We start from the raw sequence: 13649 nt of genomic DNA, 5'->3' as shown, positions 1-13649 counted from the left end.
CCGCCCTGAACCGGCAGCGGCATTTTCAGATTTCGCTCAGGCGCCGACTGCCATTCGGGTTTCATCGAGGTTGTTGTTTTGCGGATCGCGCAAAACATAGCCCCGCCCCCAAACCGTATCGATGTAATTTTCACCTCCGGTTGCATTGCTCAGTTTCCTGCGTAGCTTGCAAATGAAGACATCAATGATCTTAAGTTCCGGTTCGTCCATTCCGCCGTATAAATGATTTAGAAACATCTCCTTTGTCAGGGTTGTTCCCTTTCGAAGGCTCAGCAGTTCGAGCATTTGATATTCTTTGCCTGTCAGGTGAACCGCTTTCCCCTCGACCTCAACAGTTTTTGCGTCAAGGTTGACCGCGACACGCCCGGTGTGAATGACGGACTGTGAATGCCCCTTCGAGCGCCGAATGATCGCGTGAATACGGGCAACCAACTCTTCACGATGGAAAGGTTTGGTCAGATAGTCATCGGCACCAAAACCGAACCCTTTGATTTTGCTTTCAGTATCGTCCGCGCCCGAGAGAATCAGGATCGGAGTTTCGACCCGAGTGATCCGCAATTGCCGCAACACTTCATGTCCGGTCATGTCCGGCAAGTTGAGGTCCAGCAATATCAGGTCGTAGTCATAAAGCTTTGCCAGATCGATGCCTTCTTCGCCGAGATCCGTTGCGTAAACGTTCAGGTTGGCATGTGTCAGCATCAGTTCGATGCTTTTGGACGTTGTCGGATCATCCTCGACAAGAAGTATACGCATTCACTGCTCCAATTCAGGTCAATATTGCAATTTCAATTCAACCTTGATCAAAAATAGTTAACCCGGTGTTACCGTTGAATCATTTATTCATGCTCTACCTTGGGTTGTCTATATTTTTTTAACGCTGTCACTTTTAATGCGTCCACCCCGTAGTCTGCGACGGCGGCGACCCACCCATTGAATTCCTCGTCACTGATTCCATATCGTTTCTTTGCGTCCGATAGGGTAATCAGCCCATACACAACGCCCCGAACGACAGTTGCCTTGCGCGAGGCGACCCAGCGGCGCGTTTCCGCCGGAGGCAGATCAGCCCGTGATAAAACCGTTCCATCCGGCAGGGTTACCGATCTTGGCCCCTCAACTTTGTGCAAATACATCGTTCGCCTCACTTTCTGCTGCGACAAAGCTGCGTCCAGCATACTTAAAGCCACATGAAACCGCCCCTTGAGAGTGTCTAGAATTTTCCTATATTCTGCCGGTCTTTCTTAATCCGCACTGGAAATGCCATGGCCCTCGATACCGAGACTCCGCTGAACTCGCTTGGATTTGCCAAACCGCCCTCGGAAACCCGGGTGGTCGTGGCCATGTCCGGTGGTGTGGACAGCTCTGTTGTGGCCGCCTATCTGGCTGATCAGGGGTATGACGTCGTGGGCGTAACGCTGCAGCTTTACGATCACGGCGCGGCACTGGCCAAGAAGGGTGCCTGTTGTGCCGGTATCGATATTCACGATGCACGTCGCGTGGCCGAAGAGCGGGGCTTCCCGCATTACGTGCTGGACTACGAAAACATCTTCAAAGACGCAGTGATCGACGAGTTCGCTGACAGTTATCTGGCGGGCGCAACGCCCGTTCCCTGTATTCGTTGCAATGAGCGTGTGAAATTCAAGGATCTGCTGGAAACCGCTAAGGATCTCGAGGCCGACTGCATGGCAACCGGCCACTACATCCAGCGCAAGGTTGGTCCCAATGGGCCCGAGCTGCACAGCGCTGAAGATGCAAACCGCGATCAGTCTTATTTCCTGTTCTCGACCACGCCGGAACAACTGGATTTCCTGCGTTTCCCTTTGGGGCACCTGCCTTCCAAGGACGCAACCCGCGAGATGGCCGCGCAGTATGGCTTGTCCGTTGCAGATAAACCTGACAGTCAGGACATCTGTTTTGTTCCTGATGGAAACTATGCCGGCGTGATCGAAAAGCTGCGCCCCGGAGCTGCCGAACCGGGTGAAATTGTTCATGCGGACGGTCGCGTTCTGGCACAACACAACGGCGTCATTCACTACACCATTGGCCAGCGGCGTGGGCTGGGCATCGGTGGGCTGAGCGAACCGCTTTATGTCGTCAAACTGGACGTGGACAAGAAACAGGTTGTTGTTGGTCCCAAGGAAATGCTGGCCACACGTACCGTTCCCGTACGCGAGATCAACTGGCTGGGGGACACTCCGTTCACGTCACAAAAAGAATGGCATTTCTCGGTCAAGGTTCGTTCGACCCGCCCACCGCGCGAAGCGATTGTCAGGCCACTGTCGGACACGACCGCCGAGGTGGAATTGCTGACCCCGGAAGAAGGCATCTCGCCCGGTCAGGCTTGTGTGTTCTATGAAACAGATGGAAGCCGCATTTTTGGCGGCGGATGGATCTGGCGGGGATACTAACGTGGCTTCTGGCCTCAGTCTGTCTGGGGCCTAAAGGGCATCCGTCCCGGTATTGAGAAGAATATACAGACCGACCGCGACCATAATATAGGGTGCGATCCGGTCCAGCCGGGCCATTCTGGGTGCAAACAATTTGGCCTTAGGTGCCCCCCAGGCCGCAACTCCTGTCAGTAGACAAGCGGCGGTGACAGCACCAAACAGCCCTGCCCATCTGTATGAGGCCGAGGATTCCGCAAGAAGCGGTGTCATGACTGCAAACGTGTCTATGGACAGGCTGAGAAACAACAGAACAACCGAGATCACGGCCCCTTGCGGCTGGGTGTCGGTTTTTCCTCGCCCGGAAATCTGCAACCAGATGCCCCGGATACCCAATGCAAGTGGTACAATGCCAAGGTATCCAATAGTCGTTGGATATGTGCTGTGGCTCAGCCCGATGGCGACGGCGGTTGCCAGTAGAAGAACGACGGTTTGCGCGACGGCGAACCCCACGACCGGACGACGTCGGCCCATGACAACGATCAGACCGAACAGCACTGCAAGGTTGTCCAGATTTGTCGAGACCTGCGCGATTCCCGCAGACAGTGCAAACAGAGCGTGATCAATCATGCCCGTTTCGCATCCGTGCCAGCACGGCGCGGGCCGCACGCAACCCCGGGGCCTCTCCACCTCGCCCAAGACGGTCCATCGTGAGGGCCATGGCCTCCTGCTGAGCCTCTGGTACTTCCATGACCTTTGACAAGGCTGCGGCAATCTTGTCGGGGCGGCAATCGTCCAAAAGGCATTCGGGCACAGTGCGGGTGTCTGACACCAGATTGACCAAAGTCACCGTATCCAGCTTGACCATGCGTTCGGCCATCTTCTGGGTTAGCCAGGTCAGTTTATAGGCGATGACCATTGGGGTGGATTGCGCAGCGAGTTCCAGCGACACTGTGCCAGACGCGGCCAGTGCGACATCTGCCGCTGCAAACGCAGCACGCTTGCGAGACGCCGCATGAACCGCCTCTAGCTCGCGTGGGTCGATCACTACGGGTTCGCCCGGCCATGATCGGATCTGATCGCGCACCGTATCGACGATGTGCGCAACTGCCGGGACCACGACGCGCATGTCCGGATGATCGCGCAAAAACAAACTCAGGGCTTCACCAAACACCGGGGCAAGCCGTTCGACTTCCCCGCGGCGTGATCCGGGAAGCGCCAGCAGGATCGGTGCTTCTCCCAGATCATAGGCGCTTCGGAATTCCGATATGTTCGTATCCGTTGCAATAGGTTCGTTGACGACTGGATGGCCGACGAAATCGCATTCCATGCCGGCCTTTGTCATGTATTGCGGCTCGAACGGCAGCAAGGCCAGAACGTGGTCGATGACCTTGGCCATTTTGTCGGCCCGACCGGGACGCCAAGCCCAAACGCTAGGCGCAACATAGTGAACGGTGCGAATGTTGCTGCCCGCCTTCACCAGCTTGGCCACACGAAGCGAGAAATCCGGGCTGTCGATGGTAATCAGTACATCAGGCTGCGTATCCAGCACCGCTTGTGCGGTTTCGGCAATGCGGCGTTTGAGGTGGAAGAACTTCGGCAGCACTTCAACCAGGCCCATGACAGACAGTTCTGACATTGGGAATCGGCTGTTCAATCCCTGCGCCTGCATCAAAGGGCCGCCTACCCCGTCGAATTCGACATCCGGGACAAGCGTCTTCAACCCTTCCATCAACGCGCCGCCCAACCGGTCGCCCGAGGGTTCACCGGCGACCAGAAACACGCGCATCAGACCGACCGCTCACGAACGAGAAGGAAAAGACCCAGTCGGTTGCATTCCTCGACGACCCGGTTGCGTTGAAGGACGATGACCCCACCTTTTACGACAACGATCCCCGACAGACCTGCTGCAACCGCATCTGACACTGTATCAGGCCCGATTGCAGGCAGATCAACACGATGGTCCTGAGAGGGTTTTGGGGCTTTGAACAGAATGCCGCCGCCAGCATCCGGCCTTTGGGTCAGGGATTGCAGCATCCAGGCGGTTCCGAAAATCCCCTCAACCGCCATGGCCTGCCCCTTGGAAACCACACAGGCCTGACCAATGTCGGCCGCTCCCATGGCCCGCACGATCCCGGCAGCGCGGTCCGCATCCGCCAGATCCGCATCAGAAGGCTGGGTTTCGGTCAAACATCCCAACGGGGGCAACAGTTCAGGCGCGAGATCCTGTGCCGCACGAACCGAAAGCCCACTGTCTTCCAGAATACTGATCACAGCGCGCAACGCGCCGTCGTCGCCAGAGACAATTGCCTTCTGAATAACCGGAACCAATGGCATCGTCGCCGCATCGATCCGCGAAGGATCAATGTTCGGGCGACGCACCGCGCCGGCCATGCAAATCTCGGTCACTCCACGGGTTTGAATATCAGCAATGAAACTGCCGAACCGCTCTATAGGGAAAACGATGTCTGGCGTCAGGTCATCAGGCAGAAAGCCCTCGAGCGCACAGATCACAGGGCGCTCGGGCAAATGGCTCAACACCTCGGTCGGCAATTTCCCGGTTCCTGCGATCAGAGCCAGCACGGTCCTACTTCCCCGGTGTCAGGAATGAACGGTCACTGTGTCCGGTCACGAAATCGACGATGCGCCGCACATACTCACTGTTGTTGCCTTCGCCGATCCGGTGGGCCCGGTCCATGAACGTCCCCTCGCCGCTCGACAGCTCGCGGAAAGCCGCGCGCAAGGCGGCGATATCTTCGCGCGGAACGCCCCGGCGTTTCAAACCAACGAGGTTCAACCCGTCGAGTTCGCCACGAGGTGCCTGAACAAGTCCATATGGAATTACGTCGTTGGCGACCATTGTCAGCGCCCCGATAATGGCACCGCGACCAACGCGGACCCATTGGTGCAAACCGGATATGCCGCCGACGATTACGTCATCTTCGACAATGCAATGCCCTGCAGCCCCGGCGTGGTTGACCATGATGACCCGATTGCCGATCTGCACATCATGCGCCACATGAACACCCGCCATCAAAAGACAATCGTCGCCTACCCGCGTAACACCGCCACCACCATCTGTTCCGGTGTTGATTGTCACATGTTCGCGAATGCGGTTCCGCTGACCAATTTCCAGCCGGGTGTTTTCGCCACCGAACTTCAGATCCTGCGGTATCTCACCGATGACCGAAAAATTGAAGATAACGGTATCCTCGCCAACCGACGTATCGCCGGTCACGACAACATGCGATTTCAGTTCCACGCGATCTGCCAGTTTGACCTGCGGACCGACATAACAGAACGGACCGATGGCACAGTCCTGCCCAATCTGCGCGCCGTCTTCGATGATTGCGCTGGGATGGATGCGGCTCATGTTGTTTTTTCCATGTCCCAGTCGACATAGGCGGAAAACTCAGCCTCGGCCGCAACCTCGCCATCTACGGTTGCCCGACCGCTGAATTTGAAGATCTTGCCGCCCTTTTTGCCACGCACGGTTTCAACGTGCATTTCGAGCACATCTCCGGGAACCACTTTCCGGCGAAATTTGCACTTGTCGATGTTCATGAAATAGATCAGCAGCTCGCTGTCGATGACATCCATTCCGACACCCAGCATGACACCGGCGGTCTGGGCCATTGCCTCGACAATCGTCACCCCCGGCATGATCGGCGTTCCAGGGAAATGACCCTGAAAATGAGGCTCGTTCATGGTGACGTTCTTGACGCCGACCGCGGACTGATAGCCGGAAATGTCTACCACCTTGTCGACCAGCAGAAACGGATAGCGATGCGGAAGGATCCGCTGGATCAACTGAATGTCGGCGCTCTTGGTTTCCGTCGTCATGGTAAACGAGTCCCTTCGTGGATTTCTCTTTTTCGAGTGGTTAGCAAGACCCGCGAACAAGGGCAAGCAAGCCTATTCGCTTGCCTTGTTATCCAATCTTCTACCATCGCCGATCATCGCATTGATCCGACGGATGGCCATGTTGGTGACATCGGACGATTCCGCACGGAACAAAACATTCGACTGTTCGAGGATTACCGATGCCCCGGTCTCTCGCAAGAGGTCGACCAGAACCGGTTGCACCATCTCAAAAAACAGCTTGCGGGAGTTTTCGCTCCGGCGGGCGAGCGCATCAAGTTTGGCCCGCTGTCCTTCGCGGTGGGATTGCACCTTGTCATCGAACGCTTCGGCGAGTGGCCGGAACTCTTCGGCTGTCAACGTCGACCGCCTTTCCGTCAGTTCCTTTTCTTCCTTGCTCAATTCGGCAACGATTCGTTCGTTTTCTTCCGCCAACAAGGCACTTTCGGCGTCAATTTCGCGCAGGATGCGCTGACCGAATTCTGACCCAGCGAAAAGGCGTTCGCTGGACAATGTCAAAACACCAGATTGCGGCACACCCAGTTGCTGTGCCGTACCTTGCGTTGCAACTCCGCCAAGCAAAAGCAGAATGACAAAAAGGGCCCGAACCGGGCCCTGAATGTCTGGAATAAACCGCATGACCATCAAAGGATCAGAACTGAGCCTGAATGGTCAGGTCAAAGCTGCGCTCCTGGTCAAAGTCTTCCTTTTTGAGTGCTTTGGAGAAGTTAAAGCGCAATGGGCCAAACGGTGTATCCCAAAGAACTGACACGCCCAGAACATGGCGAATTGAGCCATCAGCACCGACGATATTCGCCCCTGCGGTATTGACGTTGTCGATGTTGTAGAGGTTGCCGACGTCGTAGAAAACACCACCGCGCAGGCCCAGTTCTTCGGGGAGGCCAAGCGGGAAATCAGATTCGAAGCGGGCCACCCAGTAATAGTTGCCGCCAATCGCATCATCCTGACCGTTCGACAGATCGCGCGGGCCGATACCAGCCGGATCGAAGCCGCGGAAGGTACTTGGGCCAAGAACAAAGCGATCCACGGTTCGGCTGAAATCGTTGCCTCTCCAATGGAATGCGCCCATTTCCAGTGAAGCGCGCAGGACGACCTCTTCGTTCAGAACACGTGTCTGGGCAATGCCGCGCGCGGTCGATTTGATGAACTTGTCGTCGCCCCCAAGTCCGGCCGCGTCCACACCGACCTCAAACAGGACACCAGCGTTTGGATTCAGACCGGCGAGCCGGCTGTCATACACATAGGAAATACCCAAGGCACTGCTGCTGCGTTCCCCTTGCGCAATTTCCGAGGCAATCACGGCACCGTTGATCTGGTTGTCCTGCTGCGTCATTTCACTGCGGTCCCAGCTGTAACGCAGGCTCAGCGACGAAAGTTCGCCAATCGCATAGCTGATTTGCGGGGTGAAGAAGACTGTGTCGGTGTCATAGCTTGCAAAGCTCGAATTGGTTGTCGAAAGACCAAGGCCTAGATCGAAGCGCAGCTTCCGGCCCAACAGATAGGGTTCGGAAAAGTTGATGACGTATTGTTCCGAATCCTGCGCGGTTGAAAGCGAAAGACCCAAGTTCTGTCCGCGTCCCAGGAAGTTGGATTCGTTCAGACCGATCGCAATACCAAATCCGTCAGCGGCCGAGAAACTACCGCCAAGGCTGAGAGAGCCGGTTGGCTGTTCTTCGACGTCCACATCAACGATGACCTGACTGGGCGATGACCCTTCACGAGGTTCCACATCCGCCGTTGCGAAGAAACCAAGGGCACGAATACGCTCGGCGCTCTGGCGAATTTCGCGGGGGTTGAACGGATCACCTTCGACGGTATCGAACTGACGGCGGATCACACGGTCCAAGGTCGTCGTGTTTCCTTCAATGTCGATCCGTTCGACAAAAATCCGCGGACCGCGGGTCAGAACAAATTCGACGTTGAGCGTCAGATCTCTCTCGTTACGGGTAACACGCGGCTCTACCCGCAGGAAATCAACGCCCTGCTTCAGACCCAACCGTTCCTGCCGGGCGATCGAGTTTTCGACCAGAGAAGGCGAATACGTTACGCCCGGCTTGATTTTCAGGGCTTGCTGGTACGCGGCAGCGTCTACGCCGGGAATTTCGCTGACAGTCGTGATTTTTCCAAACGAGAACTTCTGGCCTTCGGTGATGTTCATCACCAGAAAGAACGCATCCCGTTCGCGGGTGAATTCTACATTTGCGCTGTTGACCCGAAAGTCGACATAGCCCCGTGACAGGTAAAAGTCGCGAATAACCTGTTTGTCGAATTCGATACGGTCCGCGATAAACGTGTCGCCGCGCAGGAAAGTCCGCAGGATGTTCGCTTGCTTGGTCTCCAGAACCCTGCGCAGGCGCCGGTCGGAATATGCGCGGTTGCCGACAAAGCTGACCCGCTCAACTTCGATCGTTGTGCCTTCGGCAATTTCGAACACCAAGTCGACACGGTTGTCGCTGCGCCGGATAATGCGCGGAATGACAGTTGCAGCAACGCGACCCTGTGCCGAGTAAATATCAGCAATCAGGTCCGCGTCCGCTTCGGCAACCTGAGGCGTAAAGACCCTGCGCGGCTGCGAGGAAATCGCATCCATCAGGACATTGTCCTTAACGCGACGATTGCCCTCGATGCTGATCTGGTTGATCGTGGGGTATTCCTGAACCTCGATTACCAATATCGACCCGCGCGGTGTCAGTTCGACTGTTTCAAAAACACCACTGTCAAGCAATCGCTGATAGGCATCATTCAACTGTCCTGCCGTCACGGTTTGACCCGGTTCGATTCCGGTCCGCGAGATAATCGTCGAGGTTTCGATGCGTCGGTTACCTTCCACCTGGAAGGAATTGATCGTGAAGTTCTGGGCATGTGCCGTCTGCGGCGCAGCCACGAAACTCATTGCACTAAAAAGAAAAAGAAACGTTAGTGTGCGCCACAAAATATTGTTTGCAGTCTTGTTCACACCGCAGAATATGCCCACGCCCCGCCTGTCCGTCATTTTTTTCACTACCCAGAATTTTCAGACTTTTAATGCTGAGTAACGGGATTGAAGGGTCTTGTCAAAAGCGCAAAAACACAAAACGGCCCAGCGGGCCGTCTAAATCAATCAACATGTTGGGCGAGAATCACATACCTGCCAAGTATGCCCCACCTGCAAGCGCCAGAGCTGTCGCGCCAAAGCACAAAAGAACATCCCAGTTCAATATGAACAGAACGCTGAACCCTTGATAGGATTTTTGCAGAGTCTTTGGCATCGGTCTCTAAGCCTGTCTTTCAATACACCAAACAATCTTAGCCATGGATTTGGGCAAGATTGCGGCATCAATGTGCGCGGGGCGTCACATTCAGCAGAACAGGTCGTTGCTAACAGAAAACAGCATCAGTCCAAGTATCAAACTGATCCCTACTCCCATCAGAATCCGCAAGACTGCGTCGCTTGGCGGTTTGCCCGCGACCGCTTCATACGCGTAGAACACCAGATGACCGCCATCCAATGCCGGGATCGGGAACAGATTCAGAAGGCCTACGGCCGTCGACAGAACCGCGATGAAGAACACAAAACTCTGCGCGCCCTGACTGGCCATTGCTCCGGATGTCTCGGCAATACCGATAGGACCGGACATGTTGCAGGTGCTGATCGCCCCAGTAATCATATGCCAGATGCCAGACAAAGAACCGTTGATCACGCGCAAAGTCTGTCGTGCACCGCCCGTCAGGGAATCCAACAAACCCGCCGGAACGGTAGCCGGTTCCAGCATCATCCCGCCAACGATCCCGATACGCCAATGCGTTACGAATCCGCCGTCCGGCTGAGGTTCATCCGTACGTCTTGGGGCTAAGGCAAATTCCAGATCGGCGCCGTCCCGCCAGACGTTCAGCAACAGCACACGCCCGTCAGATCCTTCGACCCGCTCTTTCAATTGCTCGAAGGCAAAAATGGGGTCTCCATCCACTGACGTAATCACGTCGCCCGATGCCAGTTGAATGTCCATTGCAGCACTGCGCGGTGTAACCTGCTGGATCAGCGGCGGAAACAGCCAGGGCGCGGACACATTCAGTGTCTCGCCGTCCCGGATGATGGTGTATTCCAGGCTCGGTTCAACCGGCAGAGACTCGGTAAACTCGGTCCACGAGATTTCCTCGTCGAAATCCGGGGTAGGAATACCGGCAATTGCGATGATCTCATCGCCTTCCCGCAACTCCTGAACAGAACCGGGCAATGGTTGGAGTTTGCCCACCGTTAGTGGCTCTCGTGAAACACCCTGAGACCAGAAGATCAGCCCGAAAACCAGGATGGACATTGCGAAGTTGAACGCGGGCCCCGCCGCGACGGTCGCCGCACGGGCCCACAAAGGTGCACCGTGCATGGTACGGCGTACTTCTTGAGGGCTTTGTTCTGTAATTTCGTGCATCGCAGCTTCGTCCTTGCCCGAAGCAGCGTTGGCATCCCCCAGAAACTTGACGTAACCGCCGAACGGCAACAGTGCGATCTGCCATTTTGTCCCGCGCTTGTCCATGCGGCTCCACAGGACAGGCCCGAATCCGATGGAAAACACCTCGGCATGAATGCCGGACCAACGTCCAACGATATAATGGCCGTATTCGTGCACCGCGACGATGACGGACAGTGCAACCACAAAAGCAACAATCGTGTACAGCAGGCTGCCGAATTGAGGGATCAGGGAAAGAGTGTCCAAGGGTTTATCCTGCTCGTTGGAGTATGGCTTCGTCGACCCATTGACGTGCCAGATGGTCCGTTTTTTGCACATTATCAAGGGTCATAGGGGCATCAATAAGGCCATCTTCTGTATCAAATCTGTCCAGAACCGCTGCAACGGTATCGCCCATCTCAAGAAATCCGATGTCCTTGGCGATAAATCTGTCCAGAGCACGTTCTTTGGCCGCGTTGAAGACGGCACCGGAAAGACCCCCACGGGCCATCACCTCGCGCGCCAGCCGCAACGCGGGGTACCGCGATTCGTCAGGGTCCTGAAACCGAAGCTGCCCAAGCCGTGCTAGGTTCAGACGGTCGACCGGCAGGCTCTGCCTTTCGGGCCAGTGCAGAGCGTAGCCAATGGCATGGCGCATATCCGGTGCACCCATATGGGCCATGACAGCGCCGTCACTAAACCCGACCAGTGCATGTACAATCGATTCCGGGTGGATCAGAACTTCGATCTGGTCCGGGTCTATTCCAAAGAATTCTTTCGTTTCAATTACCTCCAGCGCCTTATTGAACATTGATGCGCTGTCGATGGTAATCCGTTGTCCCATGTTCCAATTGGGGTGACTCGACGCTTGCTCGACCGTCGCGAGGGCCAGGTCCGACAAGGGCCAATCACGAAACGCCCCGCCGCTGGCGGTAATGATCACCCGTTCGACGGTCTCAATGTTTTCTCCGACCAGCGCCTGAAACACGGCCGAATGTTCACTGTCCACAGGCAGCAGGCGCGCGTTGTGTTTGCGCGCAGTCTCCAGAACCAGAGAACCAGCACACACCAGCGTCTCTTTGTTTGCCAAGGCCAGCGTCGCCCCTCGTTTCAGGGCTTCGATGCCCGGAGTTAACCCGGCTGCACCCACAATGGCCGACATTACCCAGTCGGCCGGGCGGGATGCAGCCTCGGCCAGTGCTTTTTCGCCTGCCGCGACCGCAACCCCGCTGCCGGAAAGGGCGTCCCGCAAATCCTCAAGCCGGTTTTCATGGGCGGTCACGGCCAGATCGGCGCCGAGCCGGCGCGCATCTTCGGCCAGTTGTCGGATGTTTGCCCCGCCCGTCAGAGCAACAACATCGTAGGACGAGGGATTTCGGGCGATCAGGTCAATGGTGTTTTGACCGATGGAACCGGTCGCGCCAAAAATTGAGATCTTGCGCATTACATAACCCCGGGGGCGTAGAACAACCCTGCGATCAATACGAACAAGGCAGCCCCCATCATTCCATCGAACCGGTCAAGAAAGCCGCCATGCCCTGGTATCAGGTTCGAGCTGTCCTTGACGCCAAACTTTCGTTTAACCGCGCTTTCCACGATATCTCCGGCCTGACTGGCCATCGACGCCAGCACCGTAATCAGCACAAACAACACACCAAAGCCTGCCTGCATCGCGACAACACCGCCAACAATGGCTGCGGCAACCCAACCGCCGGCCGTACCGGACCATGTTTTCTTCGGGCTTACCTTGGGCCAAAACTTAGGGCCGCCAAACGTTTTGCCAACAAAATACCCTGCAACATCTGTTGCGACGACAACGGCGATCAGCCAGACCATCCAGCCAAAACCCATGGTTTCACGGATCGAGATGAAACCCAGGCCAGCAGCAGCGATCCAGAAGGCAAACGCGGCATAAAGCCCTTTTGCCCGACTGATCTGCCCTGCCCCGACCAGCGCAGGTGCCAGCAAAAACGGCAACGTGTAAAGCGCAGGCAGGTGATAGCTGAGAACAACGGCAACCCCGGTCAAAATCCCCAACTGAACCGCCAGACCGGTTTGACCCGGATCAATCATGCGAACCAGTTCCCAGGTCATGATGGCGCAGGCCGCAGCGATGAATGCTTCGAACCACAATCCGCCAAGCCACACTTCCACAGCACCGATAGCAACCAGAACAGCTGCCGACAGAATTCGGGCCGTCAGGTCAGACCATCGACCATCGCTCATGCGAGAACTGCGCCAAAGCGGCGCTCGCGCGAGCCAAAGTTCCGACACAAATGTTCAAGTTCAGCTGCTGTGAAATCCGGCCAAAGCGTGTCGATGAACTCATATTCGGAATAGGCTGACTGCCACAGAAGAAAGTTCGAAATCCGCGCTTCGCCGCTGGTGCGAATTACAAGGTCCGGATCCGGAAGAACATGCGTATCCAAGTATCTTGGAAGCGTTTCTTCATCCACATCTTCGGGGCGCAACCGGCCCGCTGCCACGTCGCGCGCCAGACGTTGCGTAGCGCGGGCAACTTCATCCCGCCCGCCGTAGTTCAGGGCAACCGTGAGATGGACCAAGTCATTGTCTCGGGTTTCTTCCTCAAGCGAGTCCATCAGTCTGGTCAGCTTGGAATCCAGACGCACCCTGTCACCGATAAAGCGAACGCGAATACCGTTTTCCTTCAGCGTTCGCGTTTCTTTGATGATGTATCGGCGAAACAGGCTCATCAGTCCGGCGACTTCAACCTGTGTTCGTTTCCAATTCTCTGTCGAAAAGGCGAATACGGTCAGATACTTCACGCCAAGACCGGGGCAAGCTTCGACCACCTCGCGAACACGCCGCGCACCTGCGTGATGTCCATACAGCCTAGGCCGGCCACGTGCTTGAGCCCAACGACCATTGCCATCCATAATGATGGCGACATGGCGCGGTCCGGCGGCGATAGGAGTGCGGGGATCGTTGGGCATTCTTCCGG

The 13649-nt window shown here is 56.2% G+C and carries 14 protein-coding genes; 1 reads left to right on the top strand and 13 read right to left on the bottom strand.

Annotated features, from left to right (window positions below; translation table 11 throughout):
* Positions 1-36 precede the first annotated feature (36 nt).
* Both ctrA and sciP read right to left on the bottom strand, forming a co-directional pair.
* Positions 37-753, bottom strand: a complete 717-nt coding sequence (gene ctrA / locus ACR3EQ_RS04370; protein ID WP_480489828.1) for a response regulator transcription factor CtrA — start codon at positions 751-753, stop codon at positions 37-39.
* A gap of 83 nt (positions 754-836) precedes the next feature.
* Positions 837-1130: a CtrA inhibitor SciP gene (gene sciP / locus ACR3EQ_RS04365; RefSeq protein ID WP_170619092.1), complete on the bottom strand. Its 294-nt coding sequence runs from the start codon at positions 1128-1130 to the stop codon at positions 837-839.
* Positions 1131-1259: 129 nt separating this feature from the next.
* On the opposite strand from sciP, the gene mnmA reads away from it, so the two are divergent.
* The gene (gene mnmA, locus ACR3EQ_RS04360; RefSeq protein WP_480489826.1) at positions 1260-2405 is read left to right on the top strand and encodes a tRNA 2-thiouridine(34) synthase MnmA; all 1146 of its coding nucleotides are present in this window, start codon (positions 1260-1262) and stop codon (positions 2403-2405) included.
* A gap of 30 nt (positions 2406-2435) precedes the next feature.
* Here mnmA and ACR3EQ_RS04355 read toward each other — a convergent pair whose 3' ends face one another.
* From ACR3EQ_RS04355 to ACR3EQ_RS04305, 11 genes are all read right to left on the bottom strand, one after another.
* Entirely contained in the window at positions 2436-3011 is a 576-nt protein-coding gene (locus tag ACR3EQ_RS04355; protein ID WP_170615076.1) for a hypothetical protein, read from the bottom strand.
* The gene (gene lpxB, locus ACR3EQ_RS04350; protein WP_170615077.1) at positions 3004-4170 is read right to left on the bottom strand and encodes a lipid-A-disaccharide synthase; all 1167 of its coding nucleotides are present in this window, start codon (positions 4168-4170) and stop codon (positions 3004-3006) included. The genes ACR3EQ_RS04355 and lpxB overlap by 8 nt, the downstream gene beginning before the upstream one ends.
* A complete protein-coding gene (locus tag ACR3EQ_RS04345) occupies positions 4170-4964 on the bottom strand; it encodes a UDP-2,3-diacylglucosamine diphosphatase LpxI domain-containing protein (protein ID WP_170615078.1) in 795 nt (264 codons plus the stop codon). The genes lpxB and ACR3EQ_RS04345 overlap by 1 nt, the downstream gene beginning before the upstream one ends.
* 4 nt (positions 4965-4968) lie before the next feature.
* Positions 4969-5754, bottom strand: a complete 786-nt coding sequence (lpxA, locus tag ACR3EQ_RS04340) for an acyl-ACP--UDP-N-acetylglucosamine O-acyltransferase (protein ID WP_170615079.1) — start codon at positions 5752-5754, stop codon at positions 4969-4971.
* Positions 5751-6224 carry a 3-hydroxyacyl-ACP dehydratase FabZ gene (gene fabZ, locus ACR3EQ_RS04335; protein ID WP_170615080.1) on the bottom strand — a complete coding sequence of 158 codons (474 nt, stop codon included), beginning with the start codon at positions 6222-6224 and terminating at the stop codon, positions 5751-5753. Before fabZ ends, lpxA begins: the two co-directional genes overlap by 4 nt.
* 72 nt (positions 6225-6296) lie before the next feature.
* Positions 6297-6881, bottom strand: a complete 585-nt coding sequence (locus tag ACR3EQ_RS04330; RefSeq protein ID WP_480489824.1) for an OmpH/Skp family outer membrane protein — start codon at positions 6879-6881, stop codon at positions 6297-6299.
* Positions 6882-6894: 13 nt separating this feature from the next.
* Positions 6895-9255 (bottom strand): outer membrane protein assembly factor BamA, encoded by a 2361-nt coding sequence (bamA, locus tag ACR3EQ_RS04325; protein WP_480489822.1) that lies wholly within the window; start codon positions 9253-9255, stop codon positions 6895-6897.
* Positions 9256-9601: 346 nt separating this feature from the next.
* Entirely contained in the window at positions 9602-10954 is a 1353-nt protein-coding gene (gene rseP / locus ACR3EQ_RS04320; protein ID WP_170618992.1) for an RIP metalloprotease RseP, read from the bottom strand.
* Between the two features lie 4 nt (positions 10955-10958).
* A complete protein-coding gene (gene dxr / locus ACR3EQ_RS04315; protein ID WP_480489820.1) occupies positions 10959-12131 on the bottom strand; it encodes a 1-deoxy-D-xylulose-5-phosphate reductoisomerase in 1173 nt (390 codons plus the stop codon).
* Positions 12131-12913, bottom strand: a complete 783-nt coding sequence (locus ACR3EQ_RS04310; protein WP_170615085.1) for a phosphatidate cytidylyltransferase — start codon at positions 12911-12913, stop codon at positions 12131-12133. Before ACR3EQ_RS04310 ends, dxr begins: the two co-directional genes overlap by 1 nt.
* Positions 12910-13641 carry an isoprenyl transferase gene (locus ACR3EQ_RS04305; protein ID WP_170615086.1) on the bottom strand — a complete coding sequence of 244 codons (732 nt, stop codon included), beginning with the start codon at positions 13639-13641 and terminating at the stop codon, positions 12910-12912. Before ACR3EQ_RS04305 ends, ACR3EQ_RS04310 begins: the two co-directional genes overlap by 4 nt.
* Between the last annotated feature and the right edge of the window lie 8 nt (positions 13642-13649).

Source organism: Ruegeria sp. AN11 (assembly GCF_056536005.1).
Note: the sequence above shows the minus strand (reverse complement) of the source record. Positions and strands in the feature narration are given on the sequence as shown.

Bases quoted from the DNA above. Each gene is read 5' to 3' on its own strand.
- mnmA (WP_480489826.1), top strand. From the start codon at position 1,260: ATGGCCCTCGATACCGAGACTCCGCTGAACTCGCTTGGATTTGCCAAA.
- ACR3EQ_RS04355 (WP_170615076.1), bottom strand. From the start codon at position 3,011: ATGATTGATCACGCTCTGTTTGCACTGTCTGCGGGAATCGCGCAGGTC.
- sciP (WP_170619092.1), bottom strand. From the start codon at position 1,130: ATGTATTTGCACAAAGTTGAGGGGCCAAGATCGGTAACCCTGCCGGAT.
- bamA (WP_480489822.1), bottom strand. From the start codon at position 9,255: ATGACGGACAGGCGGGGCGTGGGCATATTCTGCGGTGTGAACAAGACT.
- ACR3EQ_RS04330 (WP_480489824.1), bottom strand. From the start codon at position 6,881: ATGCGGTTTATTCCAGACATTCAGGGCCCGGTTCGGGCCCTTTTTGTC.
- ACR3EQ_RS04310 (WP_170615085.1), bottom strand. From the start codon at position 12,913: ATGAGCGATGGTCGATGGTCTGACCTGACGGCCCGAATTCTGTCGGCA.
- ACR3EQ_RS04305 (WP_170615086.1), bottom strand. From the start codon at position 13,641: ATGCCCAACGATCCCCGCACTCCTATCGCCGCCGGACCGCGCCATGTC.
- lpxA (WP_170615079.1), bottom strand. From the start codon at position 5,754: ATGAGCCGCATCCATCCCAGCGCAATCATCGAAGACGGCGCGCAGATT.
- ctrA (WP_480489828.1), bottom strand. From the start codon at position 753: ATGCGTATACTTCTTGTCGAGGATGATCCGACAACGTCCAAAAGCATC.
- dxr (WP_480489820.1), bottom strand. From the start codon at position 12,131: ATGCGCAAGATCTCAATTTTTGGCGCGACCGGTTCCATCGGTCAAAAC.
- fabZ (WP_170615080.1), bottom strand. From the start codon at position 6,224: ATGACGACGGAAACCAAGAGCGCCGACATTCAGTTGATCCAGCGGATC.
- lpxB (WP_170615077.1), bottom strand. From the start codon at position 4,170: ATGCGCGTGTTTCTGGTCGCCGGTGAACCCTCGGGCGACCGGTTGGGC.